Source organism: Acinetobacter piscicola (assembly GCF_002233755.1).
Classification (GTDB): domain Bacteria; phylum Pseudomonadota; class Gammaproteobacteria; order Pseudomonadales; family Moraxellaceae; genus Acinetobacter; species Acinetobacter piscicola.
The window spans coordinates 104028-121505 of sequence record NZ_NIFO01000011.1; the positions used below are offsets into that span (position 1 = coordinate 104028).

17 protein-coding genes are annotated in these 17478 nt (G+C 37.3%); 5 read left to right on the forward strand and 12 right to left on the reverse strand.

The window, feature by feature from the left end; translation table 11 throughout:
* The first annotated feature begins 111 nt into the window (after positions 1–111).
* From recN to ruvX, 3 genes are all read left to right on the forward strand, one after another.
* Positions 112–1767, forward strand: coding sequence for a DNA repair protein RecN (gene recN / locus CDA10_RS12465; RefSeq protein WP_089605917.1), 1656 nt, complete (start codon positions 112–114; stop codon positions 1765–1767).
* 154 nt (positions 1768–1921) lie between these two features.
* Positions 1922–2476 (forward strand): YqgE/AlgH family protein, encoded by a 555-nt coding sequence (locus CDA10_RS12470; protein ID WP_089605918.1) that lies wholly within the window; start codon positions 1922–1924, stop codon positions 2474–2476.
* A complete protein-coding gene (gene ruvX, locus CDA10_RS12475) occupies positions 2469–2912 on the forward strand; it encodes a Holliday junction resolvase RuvX (RefSeq protein ID WP_089605919.1) in 444 nt (147 codons plus the stop codon). The genes CDA10_RS12470 and ruvX overlap by 8 nt, the downstream gene beginning before the upstream one ends.
* Positions 2913–3050: 138 nt before the next feature.
* Here ruvX and CDA10_RS12480 read toward each other — a convergent pair whose 3' ends face one another.
* The 3 genes from CDA10_RS12480 to CDA10_RS12490 are packed head-to-tail and all read right to left on the reverse strand — an operon-like array spanning position 3051 to position 6388.
* On the reverse strand, positions 3051–4058 hold the full coding sequence (locus tag CDA10_RS12480; RefSeq protein ID WP_089605920.1) for an HlyD family secretion protein: 1008 nt from the start codon (positions 4056–4058) through the stop codon (positions 3051–3053).
* A 37-nt stretch (positions 4059–4095) separates the two neighbouring features.
* The gene (locus tag CDA10_RS12485) at positions 4096–4302 is read right to left on the reverse strand and encodes a DUF1656 domain-containing protein (RefSeq protein WP_089605921.1); all 207 of its coding nucleotides are present in this window, start codon (positions 4300–4302) and stop codon (positions 4096–4098) included.
* Position 4303: 1 nt separating this feature from the next.
* Positions 4304–6388, reverse strand: coding sequence for an FUSC family protein (locus CDA10_RS12490; RefSeq protein ID WP_089605922.1), 2085 nt, complete (start codon positions 6386–6388; stop codon positions 4304–4306).
* Positions 6389–6946: 558 nt separating this feature from the next.
* Here CDA10_RS12490 and CDA10_RS12495 point away from each other — a divergent pair.
* Together CDA10_RS12495 and CDA10_RS12500 are read left to right on the forward strand one after the other, a co-directional pair.
* A complete protein-coding gene (locus tag CDA10_RS12495) occupies positions 6947–7750 on the forward strand; it encodes an IclR family transcriptional regulator (RefSeq protein WP_089605923.1) in 804 nt (267 codons plus the stop codon).
* 406 nt (positions 7751–8156) lie between these two features.
* Positions 8157–8855: an NAD(P)H-dependent oxidoreductase gene (locus CDA10_RS12500; protein WP_089605924.1), complete on the forward strand. Its 699-nt coding sequence runs from the start codon at positions 8157–8159 to the stop codon at positions 8853–8855.
* Here CDA10_RS12500 and CDA10_RS12505 read toward each other — a convergent pair.
* The 9 genes from CDA10_RS12505 to lpxO form a co-directional block, all read right to left on the reverse strand.
* Positions 8850–9476 (reverse strand): alpha-ketoglutarate-dependent dioxygenase AlkB family protein, encoded by a 627-nt coding sequence (locus CDA10_RS12505; RefSeq protein WP_089605925.1) that lies wholly within the window; start codon positions 9474–9476, stop codon positions 8850–8852. The genes CDA10_RS12500 and CDA10_RS12505 overlap by 6 nt on opposite strands.
* Positions 9477–9629: 153 nt before the next feature.
* The gene (locus CDA10_RS12510; RefSeq protein WP_089605926.1) at positions 9630–10793 is read right to left on the reverse strand and encodes a hypothetical protein; all 1164 of its coding nucleotides are present in this window, start codon (positions 10791–10793) and stop codon (positions 9630–9632) included.
* 209 nt (positions 10794–11002) lie between these two features.
* Entirely contained in the window at positions 11003–11590 is a 588-nt protein-coding gene (gene pgsA, locus CDA10_RS12515; RefSeq protein WP_089605927.1) for a CDP-diacylglycerol--glycerol-3-phosphate 3-phosphatidyltransferase, read from the reverse strand.
* 104 nt (positions 11591–11694) lie between these two features.
* Positions 11695–12489: a thioesterase family protein gene (locus CDA10_RS12520; protein WP_089605928.1), complete on the reverse strand. Its 795-nt coding sequence runs from the start codon at positions 12487–12489 to the stop codon at positions 11695–11697.
* Positions 12490–12602: 113 nt separating this feature from the next.
* Positions 12603–12923 (reverse strand): DOPA 4,5-dioxygenase family protein, encoded by a 321-nt coding sequence (locus tag CDA10_RS12525; protein ID WP_089605929.1) that lies wholly within the window; start codon positions 12921–12923, stop codon positions 12603–12605.
* Between the two features lie 117 nt (positions 12924–13040).
* Positions 13041–14840, reverse strand: a complete 1800-nt coding sequence (gene uvrC, locus CDA10_RS12530; RefSeq protein WP_089605930.1) for an excinuclease ABC subunit UvrC — start codon at positions 14838–14840, stop codon at positions 13041–13043.
* Positions 14841–14999: 159 nt separating this feature from the next.
* On the reverse strand, positions 15000–15419 hold the full coding sequence (locus CDA10_RS12535; RefSeq protein ID WP_089605931.1) for a PH domain-containing protein: 420 nt from the start codon (positions 15417–15419) through the stop codon (positions 15000–15002).
* Positions 15420–15544: 125 nt separating this feature from the next.
* Positions 15545–16168 (reverse strand): PH domain-containing protein, encoded by a 624-nt coding sequence (locus CDA10_RS12540; RefSeq protein WP_089605932.1) that lies wholly within the window; start codon positions 16166–16168, stop codon positions 15545–15547.
* Between the two features lie 117 nt (positions 16169–16285).
* Positions 16286–17230, reverse strand: coding sequence for a lipid A hydroxylase LpxO (gene lpxO / locus CDA10_RS12545; RefSeq protein WP_089605933.1), 945 nt, complete (start codon positions 17228–17230; stop codon positions 16286–16288).
* Positions 17231–17478 lie beyond the last annotated feature (248 nt).

Below are 17478 nucleotides of genomic sequence, written 5' to 3' on the forward strand. Positions count from 1 at the left end.
AAAATTATTTAGAATGCTTAGAATTGCTTCATATTAGAATATTTTCTGACTTGTGACAAAAACAAAACTTCACTATCTTAGAACCTCATCGTTCGCAGCTTGGATGCGTTTATGCTGACACACTTAAACTTAATGAATTTTGCTTTGGCTGATAATCTTGCAATTGATATAGAGCAAGGTTTTAACGTTTTAACTGGGGAAACAGGTGCTGGTAAATCATTACTCTTAGATGCTTTATCGGCTTGTTTAGGTGAGCGTACAGATACCAACTATGTTCGTTATGGTGCAGAAAAAGCAGATGTAACCGCTGTTTTTAGCTATCAGGCTGATAGCCCTGAAGCTGAATGGCTTAAAACGCACGAGCTTGATGATGAATCAGGGGAAATTCATTTACGACGTGTTATTTTTGCAACAGGTCGTAGTAAGGCATGGATTAACGGACGGCCAAGCAGCCTTGCTGAACTGAAAGAAATTGGACGCTTACTGGTTCAACTTTATAGTCAGCACAGCCAACAACAATTATTAGAGCCACCTTATCCTAAACATTGGTTAGATCGTTATAGTAATTTCTATCAACCTGCCCAAGAAGTCCGAGATACCTTCAATACTTGGCAGAAAAACATACGTTCACACCAAGCCGCAATAGATGCACAAGCCAATCGTTTACAACGTATTGAAACCTTAGAGTTACAAATTGAAGAATTAGAAGATGTGATTCGTATTGACTACAAAGAGATTGAACAAGAGTTTGATCGTTTAAGTCACCATGAACATATTATGCAAGATTGTAGTTATAGCTTGAATGTTTTAGATGAATCGGAACAAAACATCACTCAAGAAATATCATCAATTATTCGTCGTTTAGAATCACATGCTGGGCGTAGCGAACAGCTAGCAGAAATTTACAATTCACTCGTGAATGCACAAAGTGAAATAGATGATGCAGCAGCGAATTTACGCCAATTCATTGACCGCCAAAGTTTCGATCCTGAGCGCATGGATGAGTTGAATACTCAATTAGAAACTTTCCATCGTTTAGCACGTAAGTATCGTATTCAACCTGATGAACTCAAACAACAGTTTGAAACTTGGCAAACTGAATTAGTACAGCTACACCAACTTGAAGATCCTGAAACGTTGGCTGAGCAAGTTGAAATTTCGCATCAAACCTTTTTAGAAAAGGCACAACATTTAGATCATATTCGTCGTGAAGCTGCATTACCTTTGGCAAAACACCTCACAGAACAAGTGAAACAACTCGCACTGCCAGAAGCGCATTTTGAATTTAAATTTGAGCCTTTAGAACAAGTTTCTGGTGAAGGCTTAAGTTTCATTCAGTTATTATTTACAGCCAATAAAGGCATACCCGCACAGCCTTTGGCTCGTGTAGCCTCGGGTGGTGAATTGTCTCGAATCGCCTTAGTCATGCAAGTGATGAATGCTGAAAAAACCGAAGCTGAAGTTTTAGTTTTCGATGAAATTGATGTCGGGATCAGTGGCGGAACGGCTGAAATTGTCGGTCGTCTATTGGCAGGCTTAGGGCAGCATGTACAAATTTTGTGTATTACTCACCAAGCTCAAGTTGCGGCTCAATCTGATCAACATTTATTGGTTAAGAAACAGCAAACAGATCCTGCAAGCAGTACCATTATTGAATTAGCGGAAGATAGCCGTATCTTAGAGTTAGCAAGAATGACGGGTGGTGTCGAAATTAGTGAGACCACTTTGCAACATGCAAAACAACTCCGCCAATTGAAATTTCAGTAAAAAGCTTGAATATGACGATATTCACCTTGAAATATTTACCCAAAAATCATTTGGTGAATATCGATTTGTCTAGTATGTTGAAATTTAAACAAGACAATCTACATAACATTAACACTCAAATACTGAATATATGAAGCGTAGGAGCAGTCCATAGGTGACCAAACAATATCTTTCACATCGCTGTTTAATCGCTCCACCTGATTTAGCAGATGATTTTTTTGCAAATACCGTGATTTATATTGCTCGGCATGATGAAGACGGCGCTCAAGGCATTATTATCAATCGCCCTGCTGGAATTCAGGTCAAAGAACTGCTCAATGATTTAGAAATAGCAGCTGATCATGTCAACCCACATGAAGTATTGCAAGGTGGTCCACTACGCCCAGAAGCTGGTTTTGTACTACATACAGGACAACCAACGTGGCATTCTTCAATTGCTGTCGGTGAAAACCTGTGTATTACCACCAGTAAAGATATTTTAGATGCGATTGCACATAATGAAGGCGTAGACCGTTATCAAATCGCTTTAGGCTACGCAAGCTGGTCCAAGAATCAGCTCGAAGAGGAAATTTCCAAAGGCGACTGGTTAATTTGTGATTCTGATATGGATTTGGTCTTTAATTTACCCTATACCGACCGTTGGGATGCCGCATACCGTAAAATAGGGATTGATCGTACTTGGTTATCTTCTGAGATTGGACATGCCTGATTTAACAACACCGCAACTCATTATCGCTTTTGACTTTGGTACACAAAAAATGGGGATGGCGGTGGGTTCATCGCTTATACAAAGTGCAACGCCTTTGGCACTTTTTCCAATGAAAGACGGCATCCCGAATTGGGATAATCTACTAAAAGTTGTTAAACAGCATCAACCCAGTTTATTTTTAGTCGGTTTGCCTTTGAATATGGATGATTCAGAATCTGAATTATCAACTCGTGCACGAAAATTCGCACGACGCTTACGCCATCAAACCAATATTGAAACCTTGATGGTCGATGAACGCTTAACAACCCGTGAAGCACGTGACGAGTTGGAAAGTTATCAAGCTCAAGGGCGTGCTAAAAAATTAGCAGCTGACAGTATTGCAGCGGCTTTATTCATTGAAAGCTGGTATCGAAGCCCTGAAGGCATTACACCCTAATCAATAGCCAATAAGGCTTAAAAACACAATCATTGCAATTTTTATAAAAAACCATCTTTCGATGGGTTAACATTTAATAGAACAATTGATGAAATAATAAATAAGGCTCTAGACGAGCAAAATAGATATTTAGACTGATTATTTGTTACGCTCTAAAATATGTACTGTCGCAGTACGCCCCGCGACAAAGGCTAAAGAATCGTGTGGAATTTCATCCAAAACAATTTTAACAGGCACACGCTGTGCTAAACGCACCCAACTGAAGGTTGGATTTACATTCGCCAATAAACCTGATGATGTCGTCCGTTCACGATCTTCAATACCAGATGCAATCCCTTGAACATGACCTTGATATTTAAATGAATCTCCCATTAACTGAACGGTTGCAGGGTCATTTAAATGAATTTTATTCAGTTTGGTTTCTTCAAAATAACCGACGACATAAAGCTGTTTTCGGTCTAATAAAGCAGCCACGGCTTGTCCAACTTTGACGTAGTTCCCTGCGCGCATATCAAAGTTTGAAAGCGTACCATCGGCAGGTGCAAGCACCTCTGCTCGATTCATATTTAACTGTGCTAAATGTACACTGCTGCTTGCAGCTTCGATCAATGCTTTTTGCTGTTGAATATTGGCTTCAGCCTGTTGGATTGCAGCTTCAAGCTGTTGATGTTCTGCATGAGATTGATCACGCTGAGCAAGCACTTGATCTTGCTCTTGTTTTGAAATTGCACCCTCCATCAAATCTGAATAACGCTTAGCATTTTTATCTGCCAAATTTATATTCGCTTGCGACTTAATCACATTGGCTTTGGCTTGAGCTAAAGCTGCTTCCGCTTCAACCAATCCAGATTTGGCTTTGGCTAAATCTGACTTTGCTTGTTCAACATCTAAAGCTTGGCGAGCTAAATCAACTTTAAAAAGTACCTGCCCTTTTTTCACGGTTTGATTATCCTGAACCAATACCTCAGTCACCAAGCCTGCAATATCAGAAGAGACTTGAATCACATCACCACGTATACGACCATCTCGCGTCCAAGGTTCAGCATTATAATAATTCCAAACATGGACAATACAGAGTACCGCGATCAGTAATACAACAGCAAAACCGAGTGGTCGTATTGCTTTGCGTATATCAAACGTTTTCATGATTTACCTATTCATTCATCAAATTTAAAAATTGAACTTACAGCCCTAAGCCAATAAATAACCAATGCATACAGCACAATAAAATCAAATACACACACAAATTAAAAATCGCAGGAAAAATAATCCAGTCCTTTTCAGCCAATCGATCTAAGCCAATCACAATGATTTTAAACGAGATATATGCCAGAATGGCTTGAATGAGAAATACAGGAACATAGACACCATAAATATTAAACTCACCCATTTTATGCTCCGACCAAAGTTACTGAATCTGAATAAAGCCCAATATATTGGTGGCAGATACTATTCCGAATATTATTGACTGAAATTTCTACGCGCTGACGAATGTCCACATCACCGACAGACTGAGCATCAGCAACAACTTGATCAAACATATAAAGTAATGATGATACTAATGGTTCATTGGACAAATTTTCTTCGCGTTGTATCAACCATTGTTTTAATAATTTTTGTAATTCCACAATCGAATGCCTCACTGGAGATTCCAAAGACAGCTTTTGCACCAGTTCTTGTAGTCGAGTGAGATCAATCGCTGCACTCGACTCAATCAATGCATTGTTAATTTCTATTTTTAATTGCTCAGACTGCACAAGCTTCATATTAAGTACACCTATACGATCCAACATACTGCGTAGATGAATTTTAAAACCAATACCATAGGGCATTTCTATGGTTTCTCGCATGGCTTTATAGTGTCTTGCCAATATACGTTGTACCGTAATATCTGGAGACATAGAACGAACAACATGCACGACAAACACAGAAATGATTGGTCCACAAATAATACTGATCGAAGAATCAAAATAAGCGATTTGATCTAAGGCATAGCGATTTTGCAAGCCCAAACCCATAACAGTCGTCATAATCAAAGCCAGTCCAAGTACGTTTAATGGCGGGTATGAATACAACATGACGCAGAACATAATAAATGGTGCTAAGACCACCATCAGTTCCCAAAACGTAGTGACATGAGGAAAAATGCCGTATGCATAGATAAAGACTAAAATTGAACCGTAAATACTGGCACGAACAAAAATCTTAAGCCCAGGTACAGGGTCATCTAAAAAAGTCAGAACACAGGCACTTATTGCGGCCATTTCAGCCAACATGAAGCCTGTTTTCCATCCACTAAAAATCCAGACAGTACATGCAATAATGATGGTTATAAATGCAGACAGGCCACCTCGTACTGCGACACCATAATCACGATGTAAACTTGGATAAGTTGTGGTTAATGGCGCAATAACTTGAGGTAAAGTATTATCTCCAGCTTGAATACGCTGCCAAATCAACTTCACAGCACGCGTATTTAGAATAAAATGGCGAATATCCATTTTCAAACTACCTAAAATCACCTGCTGCTCAGATGTTGCATGTTGGGTAATAATTTGAAAAATGTGATCAAATTTCTCTGGTAAATGTCTAAGCTCATTTTCATCAATTACATTTTCATCATCTAAAAAACAGTCAACGTCAGTGTAAAGCCGTTGAAGATGCTGCCGATAATTCAGATCGATCTGATCAAGTTGCTTAATTCTTTCTGACATAGCAACTAAATTAGCCACCAACATGGTGACTTGATGTAGTAACTCTTGAAGCGGTTTGGTCATGCCTTTAAATTTAGACTTCTCATAACTCAAATGCACAGCCATAGTGTGAATATCAGAAGTATCTCGTGTAATTCCCGCAAGTAATTGAGTGTAATTTTCTAAATGTTTAGGGTCAGATAAAATTGAATCGAAGACCTGTTTCGTGTCTTGCAAAGTCTTCGTTACACGCATTTGTACAACAGGCCCTAAATGCATTGGGAAAATCGTTGCTGTCACCACCGCACTACACACAACACCTAGAGAGATTTCTATAAATCGTCCCAAAGCCATATCGAAAATAGAAACAGTATCGATATAATAAATTGAGTTAAAACAAATAATAACAGCAGTATAGCCTGCCAACATCACCACATAACTTCGTGGCGATCGATCAATCAAGGAAATATATAAACAAACACCTACCCATGTGGCCAAAACAAAGCTAAATAACCATGGTGTATTGATTAAAAAAGGCATCACGGCAACCGCAAAAATCGCACCAAATAAAGTTCCGAATAAGCGATAAATACTTTTTGATGCAGTCATGCCTGAATAAGGATTGGCAATGACGAAGACCGTACCTATAGCCCAAATCGGATAGCTTAAATTGAGTTCAAATGCGATATATAGCGCTAACATGCCTGCGATAAATGTTTTTGTCGCAAAAATCCAATCCAATTTATTGGGTCTAAAAGCCAATAGTGGTTTGATTAATAACATGAAAGCGGCTCGCTATATTCTTGATGATGTTGACCTCTTCTCAATATATCTACTTAATTTCCAATCTATTTTTATCGAGAATAAAGGCAATATCTGTTGAATCACTCAAGAGAAGCGCAGCACACACGGTCTTTTCTACACGATCAAAAAAAACGCACCATTTAACATAGAAACAGTGAGATTAATTTTCAAAAAACAATAAATTATAGATTTGAGAACACTACAAAGCGTTGTTCCAAGTACAACTTTTGAGAAGAGAATAGCTTCAATTGATGTTGATATTTCAAAAAACGAATTTCACCATTGAATATTCTATTAGTTAATTCTTGCAAGAAAAACACATTTAGTCAATCAAAATATCTTAATTTGATAATATTGTGAATTTCAATCAACATCATATGAATAAACTTAGCAAACTTTCTTAAAGTGTCATTTCAGTTGCTCACTTTTAAACAATCTTTAATTACGATACAAATTACGCTGATTTTTCTTGAACAATTTGTTATAACGTAACATTAGCTTTTATTTTTTGATTCTCACTTATTGAGTAGGTCATTCATGGCTCTTTCTAGTTTTGGCAAAATTCTTACTGTATTAGACTTATTTTCAGTCTCTCGCCCTGTCATCAATGTGGATGTGATTTGTGAAGAGTTGGGATTATCCAAACCCACCAGCTATCGTTATCTAAAAGAACTGGTTTCAGCCGATATTTTACAGCGCTTGAGCGGAACTTCAGGTGATTACACGCTTGGCCCTAAAATCGCGGTCATGGATTATATTTCTAGAACAACAGATCCATTGGTACAAATCAGTAAACCTTTCATGCAGGAAATCTCTGAACGGACTGAACTTTGTTGTTTACTGACACATTTGAATGATGATTATTGTATTGATATTCACCATGAAGTGTATCGCGATGAAACTTTGCTAACTTATGGTCGTGGCTGCCCACGCCCTGTTTATATAGGCTCATCTCCTAAAGCAATTATGGCGCATCTGTCTAAACAAAATATTCACAATTATTACACCCGTTTCCAAACTCAACTGGCCAAAGTTGGTTTTGCAGAAGATGAAGAAACTTTTGTGAATAAAATGAAGAAGATTAAAAAACAAGGTTATTATTTTTCTCAAGGCGAACTTGATCCAAATGTTTCTGGTTTATCAATTCCTGTGAAATTCTCAAGTAAAGAAGCGCCATTGGCACTGACTGTATTGGCTTCAAAAAACCGTTTTGAATATGTCAATTTGCAGAAATTGATTGAAACCTTAGAAGACTCAGCAGCCCAGATTGAAAAACGTTATCAAGCACTTTCTGAAAATGATCAACTTTCTAAAATTAGTACCAGCGCAAAAATCTTTTAAGATCTTTGATAATCCAAACAAAAACTTACAATTTTCACGATTGTAAATTACAGAACATTCTCATACTATGATTATGTTCTCCAGCAGCACATGATATATAGCGATTATTTTTTCGAAGATAATTTCTACTCAGAGTAATGCCAGTCAGTTTAAAAAGTGACTGGCATTTTTTATGATGACAACGATAATAAAAATGAAGAATTCGAACCATAAAGTTGTCTTATCAAATCTTTATTTTGCTTTAGCTATAAAATTTAAAAAGCTATAAATTACAGAATCATCTCAATATCATTTATTCACTCTTTAGACATTTAAAAGAATTTTTTGGTAATTGCCGAACGTGCTTCTTTCACCAATAATTCAACGATGAAAAACAACATTGAAAAGCTAAGGAGAGTTGAAACTTATGAATATTCTGATTGTACATGCACATCCTGAACCACTTTCATTTACAACTGCACTCAAAAATACAGCCGTAGATGAACTACAAAAATTGGGACATCAGGTTGAAATTTCAGATTTATATGCGATGAAATTTAATCCGGTGGCATCTCGTGCTGATTTTTTAGAATTATCACAAGACGATTATTTAAATTATGCTTTAGAACAGCGCCACGCTTGTAAGAATCAGACCTTAGCGACTGATATTCAAAAAGAAGTTGAGAAAGTACAACGCGCTGATTTGGTTATATTCAATTTCCCAATGTATTGGATGTCCATTCCTGCAATATTGAAAGGTTGGATTGATCGTGTATTTGTATCGGGAATTTTCTATGGCGGTAAGCGTTTTTATAATCATGGTGGAATGCTTGGCAAAAAAGCGATGCTTAGTTTTACTTTAGGTGGTCGTGATCACATGTTTGGCGAAGGTGCAATTCATGGGACAATTGAGAATGTTTTGATCCCAATCCAACGCGGTACTTTGGCCTATGTAGGTTTTGAGGTTTTATCTCCTTTTATTGCCTATCATGTACCTTATATTTCCAACGAAGCTCGTGAGCAAATGCTGATTGATTATCGTCAATATTTACAGAACTTAGAAAATTTACCCACATTCGATTTCCCTAAATTAGAACAATTTGATGAACGGCTTTATCCACTATAAACCGTCAGCATAAAAATGACGAAAAGTTAAATTGACACGAGGTTCAATAACTTTTAAGGATTTTGCAAGGCAATGCTTCCAATAACGTTGCGTCTGCCCTTGCATCACAATCAATTGTCCGCTTTGTAATAATAAATCTACTTTTTCAGCTTTCCATTTATGTTTAAAGCTGAATTTGCGTGTTACACCTAAACTCAATGAAGCAACGACTACCTCTTGATCAGGTGAAACCAATGCGGGTTCATCATCACTATGCCAACCCACTGCTTGTGTTCCATTCTCATATAAATTGGCAAGACATGAGTTGTAGCGATGCCCTGTTAATTTTTCGATATGTTGTTTAAGTCGAAACAAAGCAGGATTCCAAACATGTGCTTGTTTAGCCATTCCAGAATAGTGATATTGATAATCTTCATCGCCATACCACACCACTTTACGTTCAGTTTTGTAGTATTGACCATGCAAAAACACTTCATCATGTTGCCATGCCAAATGTTGCAAAAAATACTTTAAATATTGATCACTTTGCTTAGCATCTAAAATTAAGCCATAGTCTGTGACTTGCCCATCGTAAGGCAATACATTATCTATCGCTTCTGGTTCAAATAACTCAAGATTCATCACACAAAACTAAACATGGGTTTGCTAAAACAATGGATGAATTTTTTAAGAGAAACAAGTGATTTTCTTTGTCAAATTTTATCTAAAAAAGCAAAAATAAATGTATAAGCCGCAAACATACCTTTGCTTTATAGACGATTTATAAGACATCACTCAACAAATAATCTTGGAAATTAACTTTGCCTCAACCAATAGCTTTTCATTCTGATCAGGCGTAATTTCAACTAAATATTGACCATTAGAAAAGAAAATCGAGTCATTCTTTAAAGCAAAACTCATCACACCCTTTTTTAATGTAGTCATATCTCCAGAAGGTGTCATTTTGATGAGTTCCCAAGAGTTTGGAATCATTCCCGGATATTTTTCGCCTGCCTTCTTATTACGCTCCAAATTCTGTTGAGCCTTAATCAGATTTCCTTCAACAAATAATTCTTCCTCAGATTTTTGCTGAGTCTTCGCAGGATTATGACCTGAGGTCGTTTTTAACGATTCACCTGTATAGCGTTGTGTAAAGAAATCCAACCAACCGACAATAGCCCGAATAATCTTAAATGGTGCAAAAACAATATCTTTTAAAGACGTTATCGGTGAATTACTGCTCTGTCCATCTTTAGAATAAGGACGTTTTAAGAAATACAAATTACCTAGACTGTCCATTTTCGGTTTAAAGAAATCAAATTTTGGGTCAGTAACAATCGTTGTTAAATCACCTGTTGCCATATTTAAATGACAAATTTCTTTAGGGCCATAGGCAATCCGATGTTCACCATAAGCTAACCCACAAGAGTCATAATACAGTTGCATCGAGTCTCTCGGATCGAACATTGGATTGGAATCCTGACAATCACCCTCTGTTAAATACTGTGTACGATTCTCATCTATAGGCAAAATACAGATATGACGTTCTAAACCTTGCGTATTGACGGATAAAGCCAAACGCCGCTTAGATTCATCATAAGCAATATCTTGAACCACAAAATCATTTTTACGCAGCACCAAGCCTTCAGCTTCTTGCATATTGGTTAATGACTTAATATTAATAGCCGTGCCTTCTTGTAAACATGCACTATAAATAATTTTTTGATCTGTAGTTATCACGGCATCTGATGGAAAGATATAGCGTAAATCTACTTCATCTTGTTGAGCATACGCACCCATAAACTGGGCACCCGTACCTTTAGATTTCCAATCTTTACGTTGTTGGATTTCCAACAAATTCTTTTTATATTGATCCACAGATTGGCATGGAACAGTAATACTTTTATTGCCTTCTAATAAATATAAGTTTTCATTGGATAAATAGAGTAATGACGCCATGTGTATTCCTTCGCTCGACTAACAACGGTATGCTCTTTCTAAATTGTCCCGTTTCAGTTCATTTTTATGATCTTCATTTAAGCGCAATATAGCATAATCTAAAGATTAAGCATGTGTCCTGATACGTTAATCAATATTTTAATTTTTGATCGATCAGATACAAAAAAGCCTTTCTCTTTGAAAGGCTTTCTTTAAAAATTTGAATTATATCAAGGCTGTTTTAAATAAGGCCATGCTGCTCTCAAATAAATAAACATCGACCATAATGTTAAAATAACCGCTGTATACAGCAAAGCATAAGCCAATAATTCAAGTGGTTGCCAATTCAATAAAAATACCGTAATTGCAATCATTTGAAATGCTGTTTTGTATTTTCCAACAGTAGACACGGCGACATTGGTACGTGCACCTAATTCTGCCATCCACTCACGCAAAGCAGAAACAGTGATTTCACGTGAAATAATCACAATTGCAGCAAATGCCATTGCGATACTCGGTTGCCACTGAACCAAAACAATCAATGCAGCTGCGACCATGAGCTTATCTGCAACAGGGTCCAAAAACCGCCCAAATGCAGAGGTTTGATTTAATGTTCGTGCAAGATAACCATCAAACCAATCTGTAATTGCCGCAACAACAAAAATTGCTGTTAGAACAATATGACGCGTCATACTGCCCTCATGCCCACCAACGCCAATCGCTGGTGGCCAATACGCAATCACAAGAAAAACTGGAATTAACGCAATACGAGCTAGCGTCAAAATATTTGGAATATTCAGGATACGACCTGTCGTCATAGACACCCCAGTGAGTCCCCTTTCTACCTAAATTCAGGCAAAATGTAATTTAGAGTAATACTCTGTTTCGTCAATACTCTATACGATTCATCACAAGCTGTCGACTATGCAAAAACAGTAACTGTCTGTCTTGCTATTGCAATCAGTCGATTTTGCGCATCCCACAAATAAGCTTGTTCAGTTGCATAACCATGTGCTGCATATTCTGTCATTACTTTATATTTAAACCAATCATTTAAATCCTGTTGTAAAGGATGAATAAATGTCACATGCCATGTCAATGTACTGGCAGGTGCAGGTTTACGAAACATCGACAACACACCCGGTGGCCAAACATCCATGAGTGTTAAAAGGTCAGCAGTTGTCATTTCCCGATGTGCATGTTCCGCTGGGTCAAAACGACACCAACCTGCAAAATCAGGTTGTTTACTGGCGGACATTGGATAATTACCTTCTGTCCATGCCAATTGAAAGTTTTTAACACACTCTGGAAATGGTAAATATTTAGGGACAATATTGGCTTGATCAATCGATGTAAAATCAGGTGCTTGCGGCTCTAATGAGACCTGAATATTGGATTCACGTTGGCTACCAAAGCTTGCAATCAAAATACTTTGTACAGCATCATTTTGCCAAAGACGGACTTCAATGGTCGTGACGGACTTGCCTTGTCTTAAAATTTCAGCCGTCAATCGAGCTTTACTTTGCTCAACTGGTCCAACAAGCGTAACACTACAACTCAGCAGTTTTTTTTCTATATCGGCAATCGTTACAATCGCTTTCTGTATCAGCATTCCTGCAACTAAACCACCGAAAATTGTTCTGCCTTGCAGCCATCCTTGCGGTATATCAACCCATTCGTTCTGTTCGATTTGCTGAAATAATTGTTCTAATGACATACTTTGCCCCACATCCTATCCTTTGAACTACTGTTTCATATTTCTAATGTGATGAAAATGGTCTGTGACTCAAGCGTCAATGAGCACTTCGGCTAATGACCTTCGTTAAGATATTATAAATGTTCAAGATTCAAATTTAATGGCGTACCAACCCACTCTGCATATTCCGTATGTGCAAGGTATTCATTCTCAAGTAGAGGATGAATCAAAATCGAAAATCCATGAAAAAATTGAGTTAAAACTTGCTTTACTTGCGCTAATTCAACCTGCTCAAACTCTATTTGAAACATCGGTTTGGGCAAAGGCCCTACAGCTTTATATAACAATCTGCCGACAGTAATTGAATCAGATAATACTTTCTGAAGTCTCAAGTGTAATTCCTGAGCTTGAGCGATCTGATCAAGTTCAAAAAATACATGTGCATGGTATTTCATCTTTCAATTCCTCAGTCAGAAAAATTGAATCTCTATCGAGCATTTCAATTTAAAAATTTTAAAAATACGGCAATATCACCACTGACGATTGGACGTATATTTCAAAAAGAATTCATCTTACTCATGCAATACTTTATAAATCATTCTTGCCATCACATCGCCCAAACCCGGAACAAGCTTTAAATCATTTTCAGAAGCTTTTAACACGCCTTGGATGCCTCCAAAATGTGTGAGTAAATCACGACGACGTTTCGGCCCTAATCCGGGAATGGCTTCTAATACCGACCCACCACGGCGTTTATCACGTTTGGCACGATGTTTGGTAATCGCAAAACGATGCGCCTCATCACGTACCTGCTGGATCAAATGTAAGGCTTTATGGTCTTCAGGTAATTGAATTTTAGTCCCATCAGTAAAATGTAAAGTTTCGAGTCCGGGTTTACGTCCTTCACCTTTAGAAACACCGACCATAAATGCTTCAAGACCCAGCTCTTGCATGACTTCCATTGCCATGTGTAATTGACCTTTACCACCATCAATCAGCAGTAGGTCTGGGAGCATGGCTTTTTTATAACGGCGAGTCAGCGCTTGGCGCATAGCCGCATAATCATCCCCCGGTGTGATTCCATCAATTGCAAATTGACGATAATCTCGCTTACGTGCACCGCCCGCATCAAAAACCACACACGATGCGATCGTCGCTTCACCCATGGTATGTGAAATATCAAAACATTCTATACTATCGATTGGACGACCCGTGACTTGCTCAAGTTGATGAAAACGTTCATTTAACTCTAAATGATTAGCGAGCTTTCCTTTGATGGCATGCTGTACATTCATCTCTGCCAATTCAAGCCACTCTGCACGAGTCTCCCGCACACTGTGTTTAACTTGAATTTTCTTTTCAAATTGCTGATGTAGCGCTTCTTCTAATTGTTTTCGATCTGGAACGTCTACATTTACGATCAATTCTGTTGGCACTTCATCCGCCACTTGGAAATAGAAGTTCGCCATAAAGTCTGACAGCATTTGCCCTAAATCATCACCCAACATATCTGGAAAATAACTCTTTCCACCGAGCATTTTGCCATTGCGTACATGCATGATCTGCACACAAGTCACGCCTGCTTGATATGCAATGGCCAGAATATCGGCTTCACCTTTAACTTTATAAATCGCTTGCTGTGCTTGCACATCGCGTAAAAGTGCCATTCGATCACGATAAAACACTGCTTTTTCAAATTCTAAATTTTCCGCAGCCTGTTCCATTTTTTGAATCAATTCCTGATTCAACTCTTTGGTATCACCATTTAAAAAACGAATCGAGTTTTGTACATCGTCATTATAGGCTTCTTGGCTAATCAAACCGACACAGGGTGCAGTACAACGTTTAATTTGGTATTGCAAACACGGACGTTTACGTTGTGAGAAATAACTATTTTCACATTGGCGTACATTAAATAATTTTTGTAAAACCAGTAAGGTATCTCGTGCATTATATGCACTTGGGTAAGGGCCAAAGAATTTACCAACTTGATGTTTACCCTTACCACGCCCCGAGGCAATTCGTGGATAAGGTTTGTCAGCAGAAACAAAGATATAGACATAAGATTTATCGTCCCGCAACATAATATTATATGGCGGACGATGTAACTTAATCAGGTTTTGTTCAAGTAATAAAGCTTCAGTTTCTGAACGAACGACTAAGCTTTCTATATTATAAATACGTGCAACCAAAGCCTGTGTTTTTGGATGCTCAATGGTTTTGACAAAGTAGCTCGACACACGATTTTTAAGATTTTTGGCTTTGCCGACATAAAGTAACTCACCCTCTTTCCCCAGCATTTTATAGACACCGGGAAGTGTGGTCATATTGGCTAAAATCTTTTCGATATTTTCTCGTGCGTTTTCGTTCACAACTTACTCATGATTTATCGTTAGCATACATGATGTAATGCTTTAACCTTGTTTTTCAAGTTCTCATTCAAAATATCAAGGCAAGCTTTCAAACATTCAACCACTTTAGGCACATACATCGAATACTGCAAATATCACCATAAAATATATTTCTGTGAATTAAGCTTGAGCATTCTGGCCTTGCACCGCCTGACAAAATAGTTGCGGATTGCGTGGAGAAACTAAAATTTGTTTGGCTTTACCATCTTTTAAATAACGAATTTGTAAACGATCTAATGATAAAGCTGGAGAAGAAATTGAGTTATTGGTTTTCGAAATTTGCTGAATAGCACTGAATGGAATCACCCACTTTAAAAACATACAGCGGATCGTCAAAGTATCATTTTGAATAGAATAACGTGTATTTAAAACAGGCCACCAAATCACAGCGATTGTGAGCAGATACACCGTGGTATGCTCAGGATATTCAACCATTGTCCCTTTTGCATACATCGTCAGTAATAATTGCACAAGTAATCCTGTCATCGCAATTAAAAAGCCCAACACCCACCAATCAATTTTAGAATGAAATTTCTGCATATTTTTCCCCAATCTGCATTCATTCTAACTGAAATTACAATCAGAATACTCGCGATAAAAAACCAATTTTTGCAATAAAAAAGCGTCCTTAGGGACGCTTTTCTATTCAAAATCATTTAAAGCCATTAGTTCTTTAAATAACGCTCAAAAGTTTCAGAGAAATCATAGTGATCAATCTCTTTAATACGCTGATTGGTATATTCTTCAACTTGATGTGCAGTTTGGTTAATAATTTCAGGTAAATTTAAAATAGCCTGTTCGCCTAACTCACGCAAATTAAACATTTTTTGAACATTTTCATTGCTTTGCAACAAGATATTACGCTTACGGTTGATTTCCTTGCAGGTTTCACCAATGCTAAACAATGCTTTATACAAATCACGAATTTTCTCAATTTGCTTTTTATCAATATCAATAGAGAAATGTTGCTCGCCTAACTGAAACTTAATTTCAACATCTAAATCTACAGTACCCGCTGTTTCCAAGAGTACATTTTTAATCGAATTATGTTTATATAAATAACGATATAAAGTACGCTTTTTACTCATTGCACTTTTACCATCTAAATGCATAAAAGCAACATTGGTAAAGCAATACTCATCTGTTTTACTTTTAATTACGAAGAAGATTTTTTCATTGTCTTCATGGAAAATATAATCATCGATATCCGTTTTATTAAAATCTTGCGGTTCGATAATTGTCCCGATGTCACTGGTACCCATCATTTCAGAAGCTAAATTTTTAAACATGTGTTTTTCCTAGTGCTTTTATCCATTATCACTTTAAATTAAGAAAATAAACGCCCAAATTCAAGTCAAGATTTGTTATAAAAAAACGCCTTGAGCGGCGTTTAGTGATTTTAATTTTTAAAATAGCTTTTGAAAAAAAGCAATGATTTGTGACATATAAGGTCGTATAAAAATCAGGAAGAAAATCCCGAGCATCAAGAACCATTTTAGGAAGTAATACAGCTGACGATTGGTTTTCTTCAATGCCTTGGCTTTAATACGAATTTGATAAACATAACCAAAGACTTTATTTAAGCCACCTGTTTGATCACCCGCCTCATTTGGAGAACTTGCTGCAGTCATCACTTTTTTACCAAACCAATGATTAAAGCGTTCCATCAATTTTGTTTTTAATGGGCGTTCTACGTCAGCAAAGAAAATGATACGGTTTTGATCGGTTGTGTTTTCAGCATAATGAATATAAGTTTCATCAAAGACCACACTTTCACCATCACGCCATGAATAACGCTGACCATCGACATCGATAAAACAACGGTCATCATTTGGGGTTAAAAGTCCTAAATGATAACGCAATGAACCTGCATATGGATCACGATGACGTACTAAGCGGCTATCAGGTGCAAGCTCCGTGAACATTGCCGCTTTAATGGTAGGCAAAGTTTTAAGTAATGCTGTGGTTTTTGGGCATAATTCAGCAGCTGAAGGATGTGCAGAGTCATACCATTTTAGATAAAAACGTTTCCAACCTGTTTTAAAGAAAGAATTAAAGCCTAGATCATCATAAGTACTCGACGCTTTGATTCCACCTTGAGTATATAAAGCTTTGGCTTCATCACGAATCATTTCCCAGTTTTCATCCAAGACTTTTAAATCTTTGAAATATTGTGTGTCGATATAAGGTTGATTCGGCACTTTTGAAAACATATACATGAGGAAATTAATCGGCGCAAGAATCGTAGAATGGTCAAAAAATTGACGATAAAACGAATGGCGGACTTTACCGCGATTTTGGATATACAAAGCTGAAATCACAAAAATCGCCAATATGATCCATTTAATCATACAGCACTCTTTATTTTGACAGAGGAGAATTCGGGTTAATCATTTCGCTGAGCACCATTATCAATGCTCAGTTTTCTCAAATTCTATCAAAACCCACCATAAAAATGCCAATTTATCAGATAAAATTCTGTGTTTTATATCGTTAACAATCTGAGATAAAACAAAGCGCTCCTCTATAAAGCTGTACCTATTATTTTTCTATATTGACCAAAATGACTAAACCCACTTTTCCTGAGGTCACTTGAAAT

What these genes read in the sequence shown, in the direction of transcription:
- recN (WP_089605917.1), top strand. Translation starts at nt 112, where the DNA reads ATGCTGACACACTTAAACTTAATGAATTTTGCTTTGGCTGATAATCTT.
- ruvX (WP_089605919.1), top strand. Translation starts at nt 2,469, where the DNA reads ATGCCTGATTTAACAACACCGCAACTCATTATCGCTTTTGACTTTGGT.
- CDA10_RS12480 (WP_089605920.1), bottom strand. Translation starts at nt 4,058, where the DNA reads ATGAAAACGTTTGATATACGCAAAGCAATACGACCACTCGGTTTTGCT.
- CDA10_RS12485 (WP_089605921.1), bottom strand. Translation starts at nt 4,302, where the DNA reads ATGGGTGAGTTTAATATTTATGGTGTCTATGTTCCTGTATTTCTCATT.
- CDA10_RS12490 (WP_089605922.1), bottom strand. Translation starts at nt 6,388, where the DNA reads ATGTTATTAATCAAACCACTATTGGCTTTTAGACCCAATAAATTGGAT.
- CDA10_RS12495 (WP_089605923.1), top strand. Translation starts at nt 6,947, where the DNA reads ATGGCTCTTTCTAGTTTTGGCAAAATTCTTACTGTATTAGACTTATTT.
- CDA10_RS12500 (WP_089605924.1), top strand. Translation starts at nt 8,157, where the DNA reads ATGAATATTCTGATTGTACATGCACATCCTGAACCACTTTCATTTACA.
- CDA10_RS12505 (WP_089605925.1), bottom strand. Translation starts at nt 9,476, where the DNA reads ATGAATCTTGAGTTATTTGAACCAGAAGCGATAGATAATGTATTGCCT.
- CDA10_RS12510 (WP_089605926.1), bottom strand. Translation starts at nt 10,793, where the DNA reads ATGGCGTCATTACTCTATTTATCCAATGAAAACTTATATTTATTAGAA.
- pgsA (WP_089605927.1), bottom strand. Translation starts at nt 11,590, where the DNA reads ATGACGACAGGTCGTATCCTGAATATTCCAAATATTTTGACGCTAGCT.
- CDA10_RS12520 (WP_089605928.1), bottom strand. Translation starts at nt 12,489, where the DNA reads ATGTCATTAGAACAATTATTTCAGCAAATCGAACAGAACGAATGGGTT.
- CDA10_RS12525 (WP_089605929.1), bottom strand. Translation starts at nt 12,923, where the DNA reads ATGAAATACCATGCACATGTATTTTTTGAACTTGATCAGATCGCTCAA.
- CDA10_RS12535 (WP_089605931.1), bottom strand. Translation starts at nt 15,419, where the DNA reads ATGCAGAAATTTCATTCTAAAATTGATTGGTGGGTGTTGGGCTTTTTA.
- CDA10_RS12540 (WP_089605932.1), bottom strand. Translation starts at nt 16,168, where the DNA reads ATGTTTAAAAATTTAGCTTCTGAAATGATGGGTACCAGTGACATCGGG.
- lpxO (WP_089605933.1), bottom strand. Translation starts at nt 17,230, where the DNA reads ATGATTAAATGGATCATATTGGCGATTTTTGTGATTTCAGCTTTGTAT.